The organism is Myxococcus llanfairpwllgwyngyllgogerychwyrndrobwllllantysiliogogogochensis, assembly GCF_006636215.1.
GTDB lineage: Bacteria > Myxococcota > Myxococcia > Myxococcales > Myxococcaceae > Myxococcus > Myxococcus llanfairpwllgwyngyllgogerychwyrndrobwllllantysiliogogogochensis.
Map to the genome: position 1 here is coordinate 1 of NZ_VIFM01001036.1, position 382 is coordinate 382.

1 protein-coding gene is annotated in these 382 nt (G+C 67.8%); it reads right to left on the reverse strand.

Annotated elements, in window-relative coordinates; genetic code table 11:
• A partial coding sequence (locus FJV41_RS51825) for an endonuclease (protein WP_181791674.1) occupies positions 1 to 382 on the reverse strand: 382 nt, incomplete at both ends.

Here is a 382-nt window from a genome sequence, read left to right on the forward strand (position 1 = left end):
TCGCCGAACGGGAAGCTGCTGCGCCGGGAGTTGGCCTTGCTGTCGGTGGGGTAGAGGTGGTGCAGGTCGCTCTTCGCCGCGCCCGTGGCGCCCTTCGACTGGGGCCAGGTGTGCTCGGTGTTCATCACCGAGTTGTTGGGAATCTTGCCGCCCTTGACCTCGGCGCCCGTGTAGACGCAGACGACGTTGCCGTTCTCGTTCACGTCCAGGCTGGAGAACATCAGCCGGCGGGCCTCGTTGTAGCTGACCACCTTCTTGCCGGACGCATAGTCCTGGAGCGCGTCCAGCAGCGCGCCGTCGCGCAGGCCCTCGAAGAGGCCACCTTCGGGCTCTTCCGGCGCCTCGGGCTCCGTCACCGGCGTCTTCGGGGCGATGTCCAGGC